The sequence below is a fragment of the Citrobacter sp. CK195 genome (assembly GCF_030333365.1).
GTDB classification, from domain to species: domain Bacteria; phylum Pseudomonadota; class Gammaproteobacteria; order Enterobacterales; family Enterobacteriaceae; genus Citrobacter_B; species Citrobacter_B koseri.
In genome coordinates this window covers 458,755-477,270 of sequence record NZ_JAOWGB010000024.1, presented here as the reverse complement: position 1 = coordinate 477,270, position 18,516 = coordinate 458,755, and the positions used below count along the sequence as shown (strand labels likewise).

14 protein-coding genes are annotated in these 18,516 nt (G+C 53.9%); 3 read left to right on the top strand and 11 right to left on the bottom strand.

Annotation, left to right across the window (positions count from 1 at the left end; translation table 11 throughout):
- Nucleotides 1–167 precede the first annotated feature (167 nt).
- The 4 genes from carB to OGX93_RS13375 form a co-directional block, all read right to left on the bottom strand.
- Nucleotides 168–3,392: a carbamoyl-phosphate synthase large subunit gene (gene carB, locus OGX93_RS13390; protein WP_012134136.1), complete on the bottom strand. Its 3,225-nt coding sequence runs from the start codon at nucleotides 3,390–3,392 to the stop codon at nucleotides 168–170.
- A gap of 18 nt (nucleotides 3,393–3,410) precedes the next feature.
- Nucleotides 3,411–4,559: a glutamine-hydrolyzing carbamoyl-phosphate synthase small subunit gene (gene carA / locus OGX93_RS13385; protein ID WP_024130719.1), complete on the bottom strand. Its 1,149-nt coding sequence runs from the start codon at nucleotides 4,557–4,559 to the stop codon at nucleotides 3,411–3,413.
- A 456-nt stretch (nucleotides 4,560–5,015) separates the two neighbouring features.
- Nucleotides 5,016–5,837 carry a 4-hydroxy-tetrahydrodipicolinate reductase gene (gene dapB / locus OGX93_RS13380; RefSeq protein ID WP_214143633.1) on the bottom strand — a complete coding sequence of 274 codons (822 nt, stop codon included), beginning with the start codon at nucleotides 5,835–5,837 and terminating at the stop codon, nucleotides 5,016–5,018.
- Nucleotides 5,838–6,023: 186 nt separating this feature from the next.
- A complete protein-coding gene (locus tag OGX93_RS13375) occupies nucleotides 6,024–6,653 on the bottom strand; it encodes an alanyl-tRNA editing protein (RefSeq protein ID WP_058668551.1) in 630 nt (209 codons plus the stop codon).
- A 90-nt stretch (nucleotides 6,654–6,743) separates the two neighbouring features.
- On the opposite strand from OGX93_RS13375, the gene OGX93_RS13370 reads away from it, so the two are divergent.
- Complete coding sequence (locus OGX93_RS13370) at nucleotides 6,744–7,643, top strand: LysR family transcriptional regulator (protein WP_012134142.1); 900 nt, start codon at nucleotides 6,744–6,746, stop codon at nucleotides 7,641–7,643.
- Nucleotide 7,644: 1 nt separating this feature from the next.
- Here OGX93_RS13370 and rihC read toward each other — a convergent pair whose 3' ends face one another.
- The 3 genes from rihC to OGX93_RS13355 form a co-directional block, all read right to left on the bottom strand.
- On the bottom strand, nucleotides 7,645–8,559 hold the full coding sequence (rihC, locus tag OGX93_RS13365) for a ribonucleoside hydrolase RihC (protein WP_049010165.1): 915 nt from the start codon (nucleotides 8,557–8,559) through the stop codon (nucleotides 7,645–7,647).
- A gap of 148 nt (nucleotides 8,560–8,707) precedes the next feature.
- Complete coding sequence (locus tag OGX93_RS13360) at nucleotides 8,708–9,571, bottom strand: fumarylacetoacetate hydrolase family protein (RefSeq protein WP_024130722.1); 864 nt, start codon at nucleotides 9,569–9,571, stop codon at nucleotides 8,708–8,710.
- A gap of 24 nt (nucleotides 9,572–9,595) precedes the next feature.
- Nucleotides 9,596–10,963 carry a 2-hydroxycarboxylate transporter family protein gene (locus OGX93_RS13355; protein ID WP_012134145.1) on the bottom strand — a complete coding sequence of 456 codons (1,368 nt, stop codon included), beginning with the start codon at nucleotides 10,961–10,963 and terminating at the stop codon, nucleotides 9,596–9,598.
- 333 nt (nucleotides 10,964–11,296) lie between these two features.
- On the opposite strand from OGX93_RS13355, the gene OGX93_RS13350 reads away from it, so the two are divergent.
- On the top strand, nucleotides 11,297–12,934 hold the full coding sequence (locus tag OGX93_RS13350; protein WP_058668548.1) for an ATP-binding protein: 1,638 nt from the start codon (nucleotides 11,297–11,299) through the stop codon (nucleotides 12,932–12,934).
- A complete protein-coding gene (locus OGX93_RS13345) occupies nucleotides 12,924–13,616 on the top strand; it encodes a response regulator (RefSeq protein ID WP_049010161.1) in 693 nt (230 codons plus the stop codon). Before OGX93_RS13350 ends, OGX93_RS13345 begins: the two co-directional genes overlap by 11 nt.
- A gap of 47 nt (nucleotides 13,617–13,663) precedes the next feature.
- Here the strand turns inward: OGX93_RS13345 and ispH are convergent, their stop codons facing one another.
- From ispH to ileS, 4 genes are all read right to left on the bottom strand, one after another.
- A complete protein-coding gene (ispH, locus tag OGX93_RS13340; protein WP_012134149.1) occupies nucleotides 13,664–14,614 on the bottom strand; it encodes a 4-hydroxy-3-methylbut-2-enyl diphosphate reductase in 951 nt (316 codons plus the stop codon).
- A gap of 1 nt (nucleotide 14,615) precedes the next feature.
- A complete protein-coding gene (fkpB, locus tag OGX93_RS13335) occupies nucleotides 14,616–15,065 on the bottom strand; it encodes an FKBP-type peptidyl-prolyl cis-trans isomerase (RefSeq protein ID WP_012134150.1) in 450 nt (149 codons plus the stop codon).
- 122 nt (nucleotides 15,066–15,187) lie between these two features.
- The gene (lspA, locus tag OGX93_RS13330; protein WP_047459022.1) at nucleotides 15,188–15,676 is read right to left on the bottom strand and encodes a signal peptidase II; all 489 of its coding nucleotides are present in this window, start codon (nucleotides 15,674–15,676) and stop codon (nucleotides 15,188–15,190) included.
- On the bottom strand, nucleotides 15,676–18,492 hold the full coding sequence (gene ileS / locus OGX93_RS13325; RefSeq protein WP_115609635.1) for an isoleucine--tRNA ligase: 2,817 nt from the start codon (nucleotides 18,490–18,492) through the stop codon (nucleotides 15,676–15,678). The genes lspA and ileS overlap by 1 nt, the downstream gene beginning before the upstream one ends.
- Nucleotides 18,493–18,516: the final 24 nt, after the last annotated feature.

Genomic DNA, 18,516 nt, shown 5'->3' with positions numbered 1-18,516 from the left:
ATAGGGGATAGTATGCGACTTAATTGTTGATTAGTGTGAGCGAAATCGTGCTTGTTACATTGAAAACCACATCAAAGAAGCGTATGTGACCAGGAATGACCTTATGGCGTAAAAAAAGGTTCCTTTGCAGGAACCTTTTTATATCACCAGATAAATGCGTCTGCCGCTTACTTCGTAATTTGCGCGTGCATTTCCTGTACGGAGATCACCTTTTCAGTCGCATCGGCGTTCAGCGCCATCGTCGTGGCGAAGCCGCCGTTCAGGGTCGTGTCGTAATGCACTTTATACTGCAACGCGCTGCGGCGAATCAGTTTAGAGTCCTCAATCGCCTGACGACCTGCGGTGGTGTTGATGATGTAGGTGTATTCGCCATTCTTGATACGGTCCTGAATGTGCGGACGACCTTCGTGCACCTTGTTGACCAGACGCGGATTGATACCCGCCTCACCCAGCACAATCGCCGTACCGTGAGTCGCATCCAGTTCGAAGCCCTGTTTCAGCAGCTTCGCCGCCAGGTCCACCACACGTTCTTTGTCGCCTTCACGAACGGAGAGCAGCGCACGGCCCGATTTCTTCATCGTCGAGCTGCTGCCAAGCTGCGCTTTGGCGAACGCTTCAGCGAAGGTGCGGCCAACGCCCATCACTTCCCCGGTAGAGCGCATTTCTGGCCCTAACAGCGGGTCAACGCCCGGGAATTTGTTGAACGGCAGCACCACTTCTTTCACCGAGTAGTACGGCGGGATGATTTCTTTCGTCACGCCCTGCTCGGTCAGCGATTTGCCCGCCATCACGCGCGCCGCCACTTTCGCCAGCGGTAAGCCGGTCGCTTTGGAGACGAACGGTACGGTACGCGCCGCACGCGGGTTCACTTCAATCAGGTAGACTTCGTTGTCTTTCACCGCGAACTGCACGTTCATCAGACCACGCACCTGCAACTCAAAGGCCAGCTTCTGCACCTGCTGGCGCATCACGTCCTGAATCTCTTTGCTTAACGTGTAGGCCGGCAGAGAACATGCGGAGTCACCGGAGTGCACGCCCGCCTGTTCGATGTGTTCCATGATGCCGCCAATCAGCACCATTTCGCCGTCGCAGATAGCATCCACATCCACTTCCACCGCGTCATCAAGGAAGCGGTCCAGCAGTACCGGCGCATCGTTAGAGACGCTGACTGCGGTCTGGAAGTAACGACGCAGGTCAGCTTCGTCGTAAACGATTTCCATCGCGCGGCCGCCCAGCACGTAGGACGGGCGAACCACCAGCGGATAGCCAATCTCTTTTGCCTTCTCAACGGCCTGTTCAATCGCCGTCACGGTGGCGTTAGCAGGCTGTTTCAGTTTCAGACGGTCAACCGCCTGCTGGAAGCGCTCACGGTCTTCCGCGCGGTCAATCGCATCCGGGCTGGTGCCGATAACCGGCACGCCTGCCGCTTCCAGCGCGCGCGCCAGTTTCAGCGGAGTCTGGCCGCCGTACTGTACGATGACGCCTTTCGGTTTCTCGACGCGCACGATTTCCAGCACATCTTCCAGCGTGACCGGCTCGAAGTACAGGCGGTCGGAAGTGTCGTAGTCGGTGGAGACCGTTTCCGGGTTACAGTTGACCATAATGGTCTCGTAACCGTCTTCGCGCAGCGCCAGCGAGGCGTGTACGCAGCAGTAGTCAAATTCAATCCCCTGGCCGATACGGTTCGGGCCGCCGCCGAGCACCATGATTTTGTCGCGGTCCTGGTTCGGATTCGCTTCGCACTCATCTTCATAAGTGGAGTACATGTAGGCGGTGTCGGTAGCAAATTCCGCTGCACAGGTATCCACGCGCTTGTAAACCGGGTGCAGGTTGAACTGGTCGCGCAATTTGCGCACTTCCGCTTCGCGCACGCCCGCCAGTTTAGCCAGACGCGCATCGGCAAAGCCTTTGCGCTTCAGCATCCGCAGGAAGTCAGCGTCAAGACCGGTGATGCCAAGCTCTGCCACTTTCTCTTCCAGACGAACCAGTTCCTCAATCTGCACCAGGAACCAGCGGTCGATGTTGGTCAGGTTAAAGACGCCATCGACAGACAGCCCCGCGCGGAACGCATCAGCGATGTACCAGATACGCTCGGCGCCCGCATCTTTCAGCTCGCGACGAATTTTGGTCAGCGCTTCCGGGTCATCCAGACTGACTTTCGGGTCAAAACCGGCGGCGCCTACTTCCAGACCGCGCAGCGCTTTCTGTAAGGATTCCTGCTGAGTGCGGCCAATCGCCATCACTTCGCCGACGGATTTCATCTGGGTGGTGAGACGGTCGTTGCTGCCCGCGAATTTTTCAAAGTTGAAGCGAGGAATTTTGGTGACAACGTAGTCGATGGACGGTTCGAACGATGCCGGGGTACGGCCACCGGTGATGTCGTTCATCAGTTCGTCGAGGGTGTAACCCACCGCCAGTTTTGCCGCCACTTTAGCAATCGGGAAGCCGGTGGCTTTTGACGCCAGCGCCGAAGAGCGGGAGACGCGCGGGTTCATTTCGATAACAATCAGACGACCGTTTTTCGGGTTCACCGCAAACTGAACGTTGGAACCGCCGGTTTCCACGCCGATTTCACGCAGTACCGCCATCGAGGCGTTACGCATGATTTGGTACTCTTTGTCCGTCAGCGTTTGCGCCGGAGCCACCGTGATGGAATCACCGGTGTGGATGCCCATCGCGTCAAAGTTCTCAATGGAGCAGACGATAATGCAGTTGTCGTTCTTATCACGCACCACTTCCATTTCGTACTCTTTCCAGCCAATCAGCGACTCATCTATCAGCAGTTCGTTGGTTGGGGAGAGATCCAGACCGCGCGCGCAAATTTCTTCGAACTCTTCGCGGTTGTAGGCAATACCGCCGCCGGTGCCGCCCATCGTAAAGGATGGACGGATAATGCACGGATAACCGACGTCAGCAGCAACAGCCAGCGCCTCTTCCATCGTATGCGCAATACCGGAGCGGGCAGTGTCGAGGCCGATTTTCTTCATCGCCACGTCGAAACGGCGGCGGTCTTCGGCTTTATCAATCGCATCGGCAGTGGCGCCAATCATGGTCACGCCGAACTCAGCCAGCACGCCCTGACGCTCCAGCTCCAGCGCGCAGTTCAGCGCCGTCTGGCCGCCCATCGTCGGCAGCACCGCATCCGGGCGCTCTTTCTCAATAATTTTACGCACCACTTCCCAGTGAATCGGCTCGATGTAGGTCGCATCGGCCATTTCCGGGTCGGTCATGATGGTCGCGGGGTTAGAGTTCACCAGGATGACGCGATAACCTTCTTCACGCAGCGCTTTACACGCCTGGGCGCCAGAGTAGTCAAACTCACACGCCTGGCCGATAACAATCGGGCCCGCACCCAGAATCAGGATACTTTTTATGTCTGTACGTTTTGGCATGGCTCTGTTTACTCCTGATTATTTCGCGGACTGACGGTACTGCTCAATTAACTCGATAAAGTGGTCGAACAATGGCGCGGCATCATGCGGGCCAGGGCTCGCCTCAGGGTGCCCCTGGAAGCTGAACGCCGGTTTATCGGTACGATGAATCCCTTGCAGAGTGCCGTCGAACAGCGATTTGTGCGTCACTCGCAGATTTGCAGGCATAGAAGCCTCATCCACCGCAAAACCGTGGTTCTGCGCCGTAATCATCACGGTATTGTTATCGATATCTTTTACCGGATGGTTACCGCCGTGGTGGCCGAACTTCATCTTGATGGTTTTCGCGCCGCTCGCCAGCGCCAGCAGCTGATGGCCGAGGCAGATGCCGAAAACCGGAATATCGGTTTCGAGGAATGCCTGAATCGCCTCGATAGCGTAGTCGCACGGCGCCGGATCGCCAGGGCCGTTAGAGAGGAAGATACCGTCCGGGTTCATCTTCAGCACCTCTTCGGCGGAGGTCTTCGCCGGAACCACCGTCAGGCGGCAGCCTCTGTCCACCAGCATACGCAGGATGTTGCGTTTCGCGCCGTAGTCGTAAGCCACAACGTGGAACGGCAGGTCAGTTTCTGATTTGGCTTCCGGCAGGTCGTCTGCAAGCGTCCAGCTTCCCTGCGTCCAGCTATAGGATTCAGCGGTGGTCACTTCTTTCGCCAGATCCATTCCGTTGAGGCCCGGGAAGGCTTTCGCTTTCTCCAGCGCCAGTGCCGCATCCGGGTTATCACCCGCAATAATGCAGCCGTTCTGTGCGCCCTTCTCACGCAGCAGGCGCGTCAGCTTACGGGTATCAATATCGGCAATCGCCACGATGTTATGGCGTTTCAGGTAAGAAGAGAGGTCTTCAGTATTGCGGAAGTTGCTGGCAATCAGCGGCAGATCGCGAATGACCAGACCTTGCGCATGAACCTGAGAGGATTCTTCATCGGCTTCATTGGTGCCGACATTACCGATATGAGGATAAGTAAGAGTGACAATTTGGCGGGAATAGGAAGGATCAGTGAGGATTTCTTGATAACCGGTCATTGAAGTATTGAAAACGACTTCCCCAACCGCCGAACCTGTTGCCCCTATGGCCCGACCGTGAAACTGGGTTCCGTCTTCCAGAACCAATAGCGCTGACTTAATCAAAACACCCTCCAGAGAATATTCACTCACTTTATTTGCATATTAATTCATTTGTATAACCTGAATCAATGCAAATCTGCTTACCCGTGGATTTCTGGCAAACGGCGGCATTCTGAAGATAAGGCGGGTAAAAGTCAACTTAAAGGCGGTATTTTTTGTATTGTTTTACGACTCAGGCAAGGATGTTCTGATTTAACAGGCAAAAAGATCAGCTAACTTGTCCTGGAAAACGCTTGCGTGGCTGAAAGAATGCATTATGAAACCAGTGAGAAGGAAAAAGTGGACCATTTGGTCAAAATTCACATAAAAGCAACAAATAAACAGAAGAAAACAGATAAATTCACGAGTTTAAATAAAAAACAGAAAGATAATGCTAAAAATAATAGGGCAATAAATTATTGCCCTATGTAATCAACAAATTATGATTACCATAACCACATCACGAAGGGTAAAAACCAGCTATAAATTGTTTAAATCCAGCACATCTCGCATATCAAAAAGACCATTTGGCTTTGATTTTAGCCAGATAGCCGATCTGACCGCGCCATTCGCAAACGTCATACGGCTGGAGGCCTTATGCGTGATTTCAATACGTTCACCAATATCAGCAAACATCGCAGTATGTTCACCCACAATGTCGCCGGCACGAACCGTCGCAAAACCGATGGTGCCCGGCACGCGTTCGCCGGTATAACCTTCACGACTGTATATCGCGCACGCTTTCAGATCTTTGTCCAGCGCGTGGGCGATCGCTTCCCCCATCGCCAGTGCGGTGCCTGACGGCGCATCCACTTTATGGCGATGGTGCGCTTCGATAATTTCAATATCGGTATAGTCGCCCATCACTTTCGCCGCTTTCTCAAGTAGCTTCAGCATGACGTTAACACCGACGCTAAAGTTGGCGGCGAACACAATGCCGATATCCTGCGCGGCATCGCGAATGGCCTGCTTGCCTGCGTCATCAAATCCCGTCGTGCCAATGACGATGCCTCTACCGTGCTGACGGCAAAACGCCAGGTGCGCCAGCGTCCCTTCCGGGCGAGTGAAATCGATAAAGATGTCAAAATCATCTTTTACCGCTTCGAGGCTACTTTGCACGGTGACGCCCGTTTTCCCTGCGCCTGCTAATTCACCGGCATCGCTGCCCAGTAATGAAGAACCTTCCCGCTCCAGCGCCGCGCCGAGTTGAACGCCGTCCATCCCCAGGGCGGCCTGAATCAGCTGACGTCCCATGCGTCCCCCGGCTCCCGCGATGGCAACGCGGATTTGTGCATCATGCATAGCTATTCTCTTTTGTTAATTTTGCGTAAATCGTTTTCAGATTAACCAGCGCCACGCCGCGCCGCTAGCCAAAAACGTCGATAATTAGAATTTAATGATAAACAGGGAGAGATATCAGTAAAAGCTATATGCGGGAAAAGCGGGACGCCGCAGGCAACTCGGCCTGCGATCAAGAGCAAATGGACGCTATTCAATGGAATAGTTAATGATGAGCTGCCCTTTCTTCATTTTGATCCCACCGATCATTATACGACCAAGTTGGCCGAGCGAAGTGACATGTGTTCCTCCACAGAAGTACATCGGAAGTTCGCCAAACCCCACTTTACGTCGCTCACCGTCAAACTCAATTCGACGGGCATAATCCTTCGCCTGCCACTGCTCAATACACGCCAGCAGATTTTCAGCATCAGGAAGACGAGCATGTTCACCTGCTGAAAAGGTAATGCGCCCCTCACCCGGCCAGTGGTGCGCTTTCACTGGCGACCAACCCCATGTTTCTCCCGCACACCCGATAAGATGGCCTGCTGAATGCAGACGAGAGTTGAGCAAACGTGTCTGTGCATCGACTTTTAGCTGCACCACTCCCGCTGCAACGGGTTGCGGCAGAATATGTATAATTTGATTATCACGTAACATGATTCCGCAAACTGGAATATCCGCAATCCAGCCTTTGTCTGCGGGTTGTCCACCTCCCTGAGGGTGGAATAATGTTTTATCGAGCGTAACGGCATACAGGCCATCCATTTGTGGAGAGCACCCCGTCACACATACCATGCCTTCTGTATCATCGGTGTTGTAATAAAGACGTTCTGTCATATGTCCTCCTGTCGTGAAGGGCAGTATATTATTTATCCCGGAGCAGATAATCCGCCTGCCCGGCAATGAATCTTTGCCTGAGAAACACAAATGAATTTGACACTCCTTCCCGATCTGGCCACTTTTGTGTTGATTGTTGATCACGGTAGCTTTTCTGCCGCAGCGCGCGCAGCAGGTGTGACCCCATCAGCCATGAGCCGCAGCGTTTCACGCCTTGAACGCGAAACGGGCAGCCAGTTGTTGCATCGTTCAACACGTAAGCTGGCATTAAGTGAAACAGGAAAGATGGTGTATGAACATGCAAAAATGATGCTGGAAGCAGCGCGACAGGCCATTGATTCCGGGGGAAGCGTACAACACGTTCCTCAGGGAAAGATTACGCTCAGCGTACCCAAAGCCGTCGGACGCTTCGTTATTCATCCACTGATCCCGCAATTTCTTGAACGTTTTCCCCTGGTTGATGTTTGCCTGAGGCTCGAAGACCGCTATATGGATCTCATTGATGATGGTGTCGATCTGGCGCTGCAAATCACCAATACCCCCTCGCCCGGGTTGCATGGCAAGCCGTTAATGCCAATCACCCACATCCTCTGCGCCACACCAGAGTATCTGCAAAAGCAGGGGACACCGACGCACCCGGAAGATTTACGTCAGCACAGTTGCATTAGCCTCGGAGAGACGCCAACGGACTCACGCTGGAAATTTCGTAAACAAGGCAAGACAGAAGTCGTTCAAACAACGGGGCGCTATGCGGCTAATCATACGGGTGTAAGACTGGACGCAGTAAAGCGCCATCTGGGAATTGGCAGTCTCCCTGCATTCACGGCCAGAGAAGCGTTACAAGACGGCGAAATCATGCAGGTGTTGCCGGAGTGGACGTTTATCAGCAACTACTCCGGCGAGCTATGGCTTTTGTGGGCTGGAAACAAGCATATGCCTCTCAAAATACGGGCCATGATTGATTACCTTAGCCAACAACTAAAATCCTAGCCTAGGGCGCCAGCGCCAGCACGTCGGCGACCCACTGCTGGAAGCCAGCCACATCTATCTCCAGCGCCACCTGCACGTTAGGGCTTTTACCCAGCCGGCCTTCAATATCAACAACCGTTGTGCCTGCGGTGTATTCCCCCTGCGTCTCTACCGCGACAAAACAGGGTTTAACGGTGAACAGATCCGGGCGAACCAGCCAGGCGATGGCGCAGAGATCGTGCATACGCAGCCCGGTGTTCATGCTGCCGCTGCGGTAGTGGCTAAACAACGCATGCAGCATTTTTCCCGTCCGGTTAAGTTCGGGCAGTTTTGCCAGATAATCCGGCGCCAGCAGGGCCTGGTTGGTCACATCCAGCCCGCACATCACAATCTCTACCCCACTCTGGAAAACGCGGGAAGCGGCTTCCGGGTCGACGGCAATATTGAATTCGGCGTTCGGCGTAAAGTTCCCCCGCCCCGCAGAGCCGCCCATGATCACCAGACGACGAATGTTAAAAGCGCATTCCGGGTAGTGAGTCAGCAGCAGCGCAATATTGGTCAACGGGCCGATCGCGACCAGCGTGACGGGTTCCGGGGCGCTCATCAGGGCATCCCGAATGGCGATAAAGGCCGGTTTTGCCAGTGGCTGGCAATCATGGGCGACAAAGTCATAGCCTTCCATGCCCGACTCGCCGTGGACGTAAGCAGCATCGCGCAACGGGCGCAACAGCGGCGTGGCGGCCCCCTGCGCCAGCGGGATATCCACGTTCCAGAAATGCAGCAGTTGCAGCGCGTTGCGGGTGGTTTTCTCTACGGAGACATTCCCCGCGACGGTGGTCATCAGTTGCAGGTCAAGCTGCGGGGCAAACAGGGCGGCGGCGATGGCGGCGGCATCGTCGATACCCGGATCGGTATCCAGAATAATGGGCAGGCGCATGTTTCCTCCATAAAAAGATGACAAGCTCCAGGGTTGGCATCCGATTATTGGCAAACCTTTTGCCGGTTGGCAAGCGACCGACCGACAAAAGGAGACGAAACAAAATTTGTCATTAATCCCATACGCCAAAACGTGTTGGCTCATCGTATTAATGCGCCGCCGCAAAGGCCTGTAGCGGGGCTTCCATGATGACATTACTCAGATGGCCAATGTGCTCAATCTCCACTTCAATACGATCGCCTTCCTGCATGAATAACGGCGGATTCCTCTTTTTCCCTACGCCGCCCGGCGAGCCCGTAATGATGACGTCCCCGGAATTAAGACGGGTGAAAGTGCTTATATACTCAATTAATTCAGCAACTTTATGGATCATACTGCTGGTGTTATCTTCCTGTACCATGCGGCCGTTGAGCCAGGTGCGGATCGCCAGCTGATGCGGGTCGGGAATTTCATCGGCAGTGACCATCCACGGGCCAAAAGCGCCGGTCTGCCGCCAGTTTTTCCCCGCAGTAAACCAGCTGTGCTGCCAGTCGCGTGCGGAGCCATCCATATAGCAGCTGTATCCGGCGACATGGTCAAGCGCATGGTCGCGGGAGATATTCTCGCCACCGTTACCGATGATCACCGCCAGCTCCCCCTCGTAATCAAACTCATGCGAATGGCGTGGCTTGAGTACCGGCATGTTGTGCCCGGTTTGCGAATCCGCAAAACGAACAAACAGCGTCGGCGCGGGGTCATGCTGATCGAACTCCTGGCGCTTTTCGGCGTAGTTCATGCCGACACAGAGTATTTTTTCCGGTCGCTCTATCACCGGTAAAAAAGTGATTGCATCCATTTTTAGATCGACCGGCGCCTGCGCAAAGCGCCGCGCCTGCTCCAGACCATCCCCCTGCAATAGCGCCTTCAGGTCCCGATACTGGTCGCCGATGCGGTTCCCCAAATCAATAACGCCTCCGGCAGTGACGATGCCATAGCTGCGAGTGCCCTGATAAAGAAAGCTTGCGAGTTTCATAATTATCAATCCTGCATACTTCAATTAAATAAGAAAGTTACCCAGCACCAGCAGCGAAATGGAAACATTTATCGCCCCACCGATACGCGTCGCAATTTGTGCGAATGGCATCAGGCTCATGCGGTTGCCTGCGGTTAAAATCGCTACGTCGCCCGTACCGCCTTGCCCACTCTGGCAGCAGGAGACAATGGCGACATCAATAGGATGCATACCGATTTTTTTACCAACGAAGAATCCTGTCGCGACCAGCGCAGCAACGGTACTGATAATGACCAGAAGATTGGTCAGGGTGAAGGCGTTCACCAGCTCCTCCCACGGCGTAATGGCGACGCCAACCGCGAACAGAATGGGATAAGTCACTGAAGTCTGGAAGAATTTGTACACCACCTGCGAGCCTTCAAGAACGCGGGGCGATACGCCGTTAACTAACTTGACCAGCACTGCCACAAACAACATGCCAACCGGTGCGGGCAAGCCAATCAGCTTGTGCCCTAACATACCCAGCATATAGAGCAGTATCGCCAGCAGCGCGCCTGCGGCAATCGTGGTCACATCCGTTTTGCCAGAGACGCCTTCCGCCAGTGACGGCGATTGTTCATCGGCATTCGCACGGTTTGGCATCAATTGACCTTCGCCGGTCAGATGCGGGAAGCGCTTGCCCAGTTGGTTCAGGCAGCCGGAGATGATAATGGCGGTCAGACTGCCCAGCATCACCATCGGTAAGATACGACCGAGCGCCACCCCTTGATCCATGTGTAACAGGGTCGCATAGCCGATTGAAAGCGGAATGGCGCCTTCGCCAACGCCGCCGGCCATGATGGGTAAAATAATAAAGAAGAAAATCTGAAAGGGTTCGAGGCCAAGCGCCAGGCCGACGCCCATACCAACAACCATGCCGACGATTTCACCGCATAACATTGGGAAGAAAATACGCAGGAAACCCTGAATCAGCACGGTGCGATTCATACTCATAATACTGCCGACGATAATGCAGCAGATATAGAGATACAGGATGTTGGTAGATTTATAGAATTTGGTCGTCGACTCCACCACCACATCCGGCAGCAGGCCATAGTAAACTAACGCGGAAGGAATAAAGGTCGCGCAAATTGCGGCAGCCCCCAGTTTGCCGACGATGGGCAAACGCTTCCCAAACTCTCCGCAGGCAAAGCCAAAAAAAGCCAGCGTGGCGACCATCACGACAATATCGCTCGGCAGCTTCCCGCCCAGGCAATCAATCGCGATTAATGCGCCGGCCAACAAAAACATCGGTAATGGAATAATACCGATTTTCCATGTATCCATAATGTGCCACCAGCGCTCTTTAAGTGACAAGCGCTGAATGTTTAACGGTTCATGAGTAACAGAGAAAGAATCATCAGTCGTGCTCATTATTAAGCCCTCGGTTATTTTTCAGGGTTAGTTTATGGGCTTCAATATTTACTTTGTGTGAGTGCTGACGAATTCAAAAAGAAGTTTTAATGGTCTCTATAGTTTTAATGGTTTCTATTATTTTATGTGATTTATCTCTTATTTAACGCCGTGGTTTTTATGGTTTCTTTTCAGCGCGTATTTAAAGCAACGTTTGGTAACATCGTTGCGCCTGCGCGCTGCCTACCGCAATATATTCTGCTGTGCAAAAGATCACAGGTTTCTGGCAAAATCGCTTCATTCAGGCCAAAAGATGATACAGTGACGTATCCCTGATGACGATGCCTGAACATTATGAAAGTTTCATTTCAGATCAAACTGTTTATATCGCTGATTGCTTTTTTCTCCATATTATTTGCCTTACTGGGTGGATACTATTATATGCACGTAGAAAAGCAGCTTTATCAGGAGATGGGAGCCAGGGCGAAAATACAGGCGGAAGAAATTGCGCTTATTCCGAATTTGCGAAAAGAAGTCGTGGAAAGAGATACCACGGCGATTCATCAATTTATGCAAAAAATAGCCGCGCATAGCGACGCCAGTTTTATTGTTATCGGAGATAAAGAAGGTATCCATCTGTTTCATTCTGTTTATGCCGACAGAGTAGGAAAAAAGCTGGTTGGTGACGATAACACTGAAGTGCTTCACGGAAAGAGCACCACGACAATTCGCCGTGGCGGCCTGGGCATCTCCCTGCGCAGTAAAGCGCCCATTGTTGACGATCAGGGCGAGGTTATTGGTATCGTCTCCGTTGGATACCTCACCAGTTACCTCAACACCATTACGGTGAATAAAGCCGTCAGTATCCTGGTTGCCGCCATCCTGCTGCTGATATCCCTTTTTGTCTTTTCCTGGTTCTTCACCCGCAGTATTAAAAAACAGATTTTTTCACTGGAGCCGCGAGAGATAGGCCTGCTGGTTCGTCAGCAAAAAGCGATGATGGAATCGATTTATGAAGGGGTAATCGCCATTGATAATAATTTGCACATTGAGGTGATCAATCAGGCTGCCCGCGAGCTGCTGGGTTTAGGCCAGCCTGCGCAGGCGATACGCGGTCAACACATTACCGAAGTGATTACGCCATCCCCCTTCTTCCTTAAAGAGGTAATGCTGAAGAATGACACTCATGATGAAATCTGCCGTTTCAATGAATTGACGGTTATCGCCAGCCGGGTGCGCATCATGCTGGAGAACTCGCTTCAGGGATGGGTGATAACCTTCCGCGATCGCAATGAAATAGACAGTTTGAGCGCTCAGCTAAGCCAGGTAAAACGTTACGTAGATAATTTGCGCATCATGCGCCACGAGCAGCTCAATTGCATGACGACCCTTTCTGGTTTACTGCATATGGGTCGTTACAATGAAGCCATTGATTATATTCAGGCCCAGTCAGAACATGCCCAGGAGCTGCTGGACTTTATCTCATCGCGCTTCAGTTCACCGACGTTGTGCGGCCTGCTGTTAGGTAAAGCGGCAAGAGCGGGTGAAAAAGGGGTGGAACTGAATTTCGATCCCAGCTGCCGGATGGATGGGCCTTTTCCGCCACTTGCAGAATCAGAACTGATTTCGATCCTGGGCAATTTACTCGATAACGCGATCGAAGCAACGCAGCGATCGACATTACCGCATGCGCCAGTGGACGTGCTGATCAGACTCAACGAGCATGAGTTGATTATCGAAGTGGCCGATCAGGGAGTCGGTATTAAACCGGAGATTCGCGAGCATATTTTCGAACGTGGCGTCACCACGAAAACCCGGGGCGATCATGGCATTGGATTGTATCTGATTGAAAGTTATGTCACTCAGGCGGGAGGGGTGATAGAAGTCGCTGATAATTCGCCGCGCGGCGCCATATTTACGTTGTTTATTCCCGCTACGGGAATTTCCCGCAGTCCCGTACAGGAACTGGAAGGTACCGATTATGCAACCTGAACTTATCGATGTCCTGATCGTTGAGGACGAGAACGAACTGGCGCAGCTGCACGCTGAACTGATCGACAAACATCCGAGACTCCGACTGGCAGGCATTGCCTCCACGCTTGCCGATGCCCGGCAAAAACTCAACCAGCTGCGGCCTCAGCTACTGCTGCTGGACAACTATCTACCGGATGGTAAGGGTATTACGCTCATCAGCGATCCGTTAGTCATGAACACGAATTGCTCAGTGATCTTTATTACTGCCGCCAGTGATATGGATACCTGTAGCCTGGCGATTCGCAACGGCGCGTTTGACTACATCCTGAAGCCAATCTCGTGGAAACGGCTCAGCCAGTCGCTGGAACGTTTTGTCCAGTTTGCCGAACAGCAGCGGGTATGGAAAATTGTCGATCAGCAAAACGTCGATTCACTCTACCTGTTACAGGCGAAAAATTACCGTCAGGAGAATGGCAGTAAGGGGATTGAAGAAATCACGCTGGCGCTGGTGCAGAAGCTTTTTACAGAAAACAGCACACGCAGCTTCTCCGTTGACGATGTGGTTGCCGGAACGGGGTTAAGTAAAACCACGGCACGCCGCTATGTTGAACACGGTGTCGAGACGGGGTTTCTTCGCGTCGAGATGCTGTATGGCAAGCCAGGACATCCGCGCAGGATGTATCGCCTGAGCGAAACGTAATGGCATAAAAGATGCCGGTCGGATAGCAGACCGGCGTCAAAGCGTAATTACTCTACTTCACGAACATCCACACGCAGTTCTTTCGGCACTTCGAAAACGATGTTCTCTTCGCGGCCTTCCAGCGGAATGGCTTCGCCGCCGCCAAGCTCTTGCAGGCGAGCGATCACGTTCTGCACCAGAATATCCGGTGCGGAAGCGCCAGCGGTCACGCCAACGCACTTCGCCTCTTTCACCCAGGCTTCCTGGATGTCGGTGGCATCGTCGATCAGAAACGCCGCTTTCCCCATACGCTGCGCCAGTTCAGCCAGACGGTTGGAGTTGGAGGAGTTTTTCGAACCGACCACCAGCACAACATCGGCCTGTTCCGCCAGCGCGCGCACCGCTTCCTGGCGGTTCGTCGTGGCGTAGCAAATGTCATCTTTACGCGGCCCGACAATTTTCGGGAAGCGTTGACGCAGCGCGTCAATCACATCAGACGTGTCATCGACGGAGAGCGTCGTCTGGGTCATAAATGAGAGTTTGCCTTCGTTTTTGACATCAAGCGACAAAACGTCGTCCGGCGACTCGACCAGATACATGCCCCCTTCCGGGTTGCTGTACTGCCCCATCGTCCCTTCCACTTCCGGGTGCCCGGCATGACCGATCAGGATTGACTCTTCGCCGCGACGGCTGGCGCGCGCCACTTCCATATGCACTTTTGTTACCAGCGGACAGGTGGCGTCAAAAACGGTGAGATCGCGGCTTTTCGCCTCGTTACGTACCGCCTGGGAAACCCCGTGTGCGGAGAAAATCAGGATCGCGCCGTCCGGCACTTCACTGATCTGCTCGATGAAAATCGCCCCGCGCTCACGCAGGCTATCCACCACGTAGCGGTTGTGCACCACTTCGTGACGGACATAAATTGGCGCGCCGTAAATAGCCAGCGCGTTTTCTACAATGCTGATAGCGCGGTCTACACCTGCGCAAAAGCCGCGCGGGTTGGCCAACAGGATCTGCATTTTACGCCTCCAGTGCCGGATCGATTTCCAGCACTTCAATATCAAAATGAACGGTATGCCCGGCCAGCGGATGGTTGAAATCGACGGTAATCGAGTCACCGTTAATTTCGCGGATCACGCCAGGCATCTCACTGCCGTCCATTGCGGTAAAGAGCATAATTGCCCCCACTTCAGGCTCGCCCGCGTCCATAAACTCGCGGCGAGAGAAGTATTGAACCAGGTCCGGGCTCGGTACGCCAAACGCGGCATCCGGCTCCAGAGAAAACGTGGTTTTGTCGCCGTCTTTCAGTCCCAGAAGATGCTGCTCCAGCCCTTCGGACAGGGAGCCGTCACCCAGGCGGAATAGCGCTGGCTTACCATTGTTACGCGTTGACTCAGCGGTAGAGCCATCGTCAAGCTTTAAGGTGAAGTGCACCAGCACCGCACTGTTACTCTGTACTGATTTAGACATGCAGGTTTGCTCACTTGTTTTGGGTCACCTGTTTGCCCGGTGGCGCTACGTTTACCGGGCCTACAAGAATCGCGCTATTTTGTAGGCCGGATAAGGCGCTTACGCCGCCATCCGGCATTTTATTACGCCTGCTTTTTCGGCAGGAAACCCTCCAGCACAATCAACGCCGCACCGATACAAATCGCGCTATCGGCCAGGTTAAAGGTGGCGAAATGCCAGTCGCCGACATAGAAGTCGATCATATCGACAACGAAGCCGTGCCACAGACGGTCGAACAAATTGCCCAGCGCACCGCCAATGATTAACGCATAAGCGATGTTGTTCAGCTTTTGCGTCGCCTTCGAGCGATACATCATCACCATCAGGATAACGCAAATACCGATGGCGATACCGGCAAAGAACCAGCGCTGCCAGCCGCCGCTGTCGGCTAAGAAGCTAAACGCCGCACCATAGTTACGCGCGTAGTGCAGATTAAGCGACGGGAACAGCGACACCGTATCCCCCAGAGCAAAGTTCTGGAGGATCAGGTACTTGCTGCCTAAATCGATAATCAGCACGACCACCACCAGCCACAGCCAGCGCAGTCCTGTTGAACAAAGAGGCTTACTCATCAGGCAAACTTACGTTTTTCGCCATCACCGGCGATGTTGCTGACACAGCGGCCGCAGATCTCTGCGTGTTCCGCTACCTTGCCGACATCCGTGGTGTAGTGCCAGCAGCGTGGGCACTTCTCACCTTCGGCTTTACTCAACGCGACTTTCAGCCCTTTGAGCAGTTCGCTCTGCTGCGCATCAGCAGAAGCCTCCGCATAGTCAGCGACTTTCGCGCCAGAGGTCAACAGGACAAATCGTAATTCATCGCCCAGTGCAGTCAGCTTCGCCGCCAGTTCCGGTTCAGCGTACAGGGTGACAGCCGCTTCGAGAGAACCACCGACTTTCTTGTCCGCACGCGCCTGCTCGATAACCTTGTTCACTTCGCCACGCACTTTCAGCAGCTCGTCCCAGTAAGCGTCATTCATCGCTTCGGTTTCGCCTAAGCCAAACAGACCTTCATACCACTCACCGGTAAAGACGTACTTCTCACGATCGCCTGGCAGATAACCCCAGATTTCATCTGCGGTGAAGGACATGATCGGCGCCATCCAGCGCACCAGCGCTTCTGCGATATGGTACAGCGCACTCTGGCAACTACGACGCGCCACGCTGTCGGCTTTCGCGGTGTACTGGCGGTCTTTGATGATGTCGAGGTAGAACGAGCCCATCTCAACGGAGCAGAAGCGCATCAGACGCTGTACCACTTCGTGGAAATCATAGGCTTCGTAGGCTTTCAGGATATCGTCCTGCGCCGCTTTCGCGCAGCCCACCGCCCAGCGATCCAGCACCACCATCTCTTCCGGTTTCACCATATCTTTTACCGGATCAAACCCGTTCAGGTTCGCCAGCAGGAAGCGCGCGGTGTTACGGATACGACGATAGCTGTCGGCAGCGCGTTTCAGGATCTCGTCGGAAACGGCCATTTCGCCGGTGTAGTCGGTAGACGCCACCCACAGACGCAGAATATCCGCGCCCAGTTTGTTCATCACATCCTGCGGAGAAACGGTGTTACCGATGGATTTGGACATTTTGCGGCCCTGACCATCCACGGTGAAGCCGTGGGTCAGTACCTGACGGTACGGCGCTTTGCCCTTCATCGCAGTGGAGATCATCAGGGAGGACATGAACCAGCCGCGATGCTGGTCGGAACCTTCCAGATACATATCCGCCGCATGACCGGCAAACTCAGGACGCACATCGACCACAGAAGCGTGCGTCGAACCGGAGTCAAACCAGACGTCCAGCGTATCCGGCACTTTTACGTACTGGTCAGCGTCGTCGCCGAGGATCTCTTTCGGATCGAGGTCCCACCATGCCTGAATGCCGTCCACTTCAACGCGCTTCGCCACTTCTTCCATCAGTTCGATGGCGCGCGGGTGCAGCTCTTCGGTGTCTTTATGTACGAACAGAGACATCGGCACGCCCCAGGTACGCTGACGGGAAATACACCAGTCAGGACGGTTCGCAACCATTGATTCAATACGTGCCTGACCCCAGTCCGGGATCCACTGTACGCCTTTGATCTCTTTCAGCGACTGCTCGCGCAGGCCTTTCTGATCCATGCTGACGAACCACTGCGGCGTCGCACGGAAGATGATCGGCGTTTTGTGACGCCAGCAGCACGGATAGCTGTGTTGCAGCTTCTCAACGTGCAGCAGCGCGCCTTTTTCACGCAGCAGCGCAACGACGATATCGTTCGCTTTGAAAACGTTCACACCATCGAGCGTCGGATACGTGCCTGGCAGGTAAGCGCCGTCCGGTCCGACCGGGTTAGCGGTTTCCAGACCGTATTTTTGACCGATGACATAGTCGTCCGGGCCATGACCAGGCGCGGTATGCACCGCCCCCGTACCGGCATCCAGCGTGACGTGATCGCCGAGGATCGCCGGAACGTCGAAGTCCATAAACGGATGGGTAAAGCGCAACAGCTCCAGCTCCGCGCCTTTTACGGTGCCGAGGACGGTATAGTCAGCCGCGCCAAGGCGCTGCATCACGCTTTCCACCAGGTCTTTCGCCAGAATCAGCGCCTGGCCATCAATTTGTACCAGCGCATAATCAAAATCCGGCGCCAGAGAGATCGCGCGGTTCGCAGGTAACGTCCACGGGGTGGTGGTCCAGATAACCAGCGAGATCGGGCCATTGACGCTGGAAACGCCAAACGTCGCTTTCACCGCATCCTGGTCAGCGGCGTGGAACGCCACGTCGATAGACGGAGATGTTTTGTCATAATATTCAACTTCCGCTTCCGCCAGCGCGGAACGGCAGTCCACGCACCAGTGCACCGGCTTCGCGCCTTTATGCAGATGGCCGTTGCCGATGATTTTACCCAGCGCGCGAATGATGTTGGCTTCAGTTTTGAAGTCCATCGTCAAATACGGATGCGACCAGTCGCCCAGCACGCCCAGACGGATGAAGTCTTTACGCTGGCCGTCAACCTGGGTGGCGGCGTATTCGCGACACTTCGCACGGAATTCCGCAGCCGTGAATTTTTCGCCCGGCTTACCGTATTCCTGCTCGACTTTCAGCTCGATCGGCAGACCGTGGCAGTCCCAGCCCGGAACGTAAGGCGAGTCAAATCCCGCGAGTCCTTTGGACTTCACGATAATGTCTTTCAGAATCTTGTTAACCGAGTGACCAATATGAATGCTGCCATTCGCATAAGGAGGGCCATCATGCAGAATGAAGGTTTTTTTGCCTTTTTTGGCCGCACGAATGATGCCGTACAGGTCATCATCGGTCCAACGCGCCAGCATTCCCGGTTCACGCTTGGCGAGATCGCCGCGCATCGGGAACCCTGTTTCCGGCAAATTCAGGGTTGATTTATAGTCACTCATCAGATTCTCGGTTCCGTATTTAAA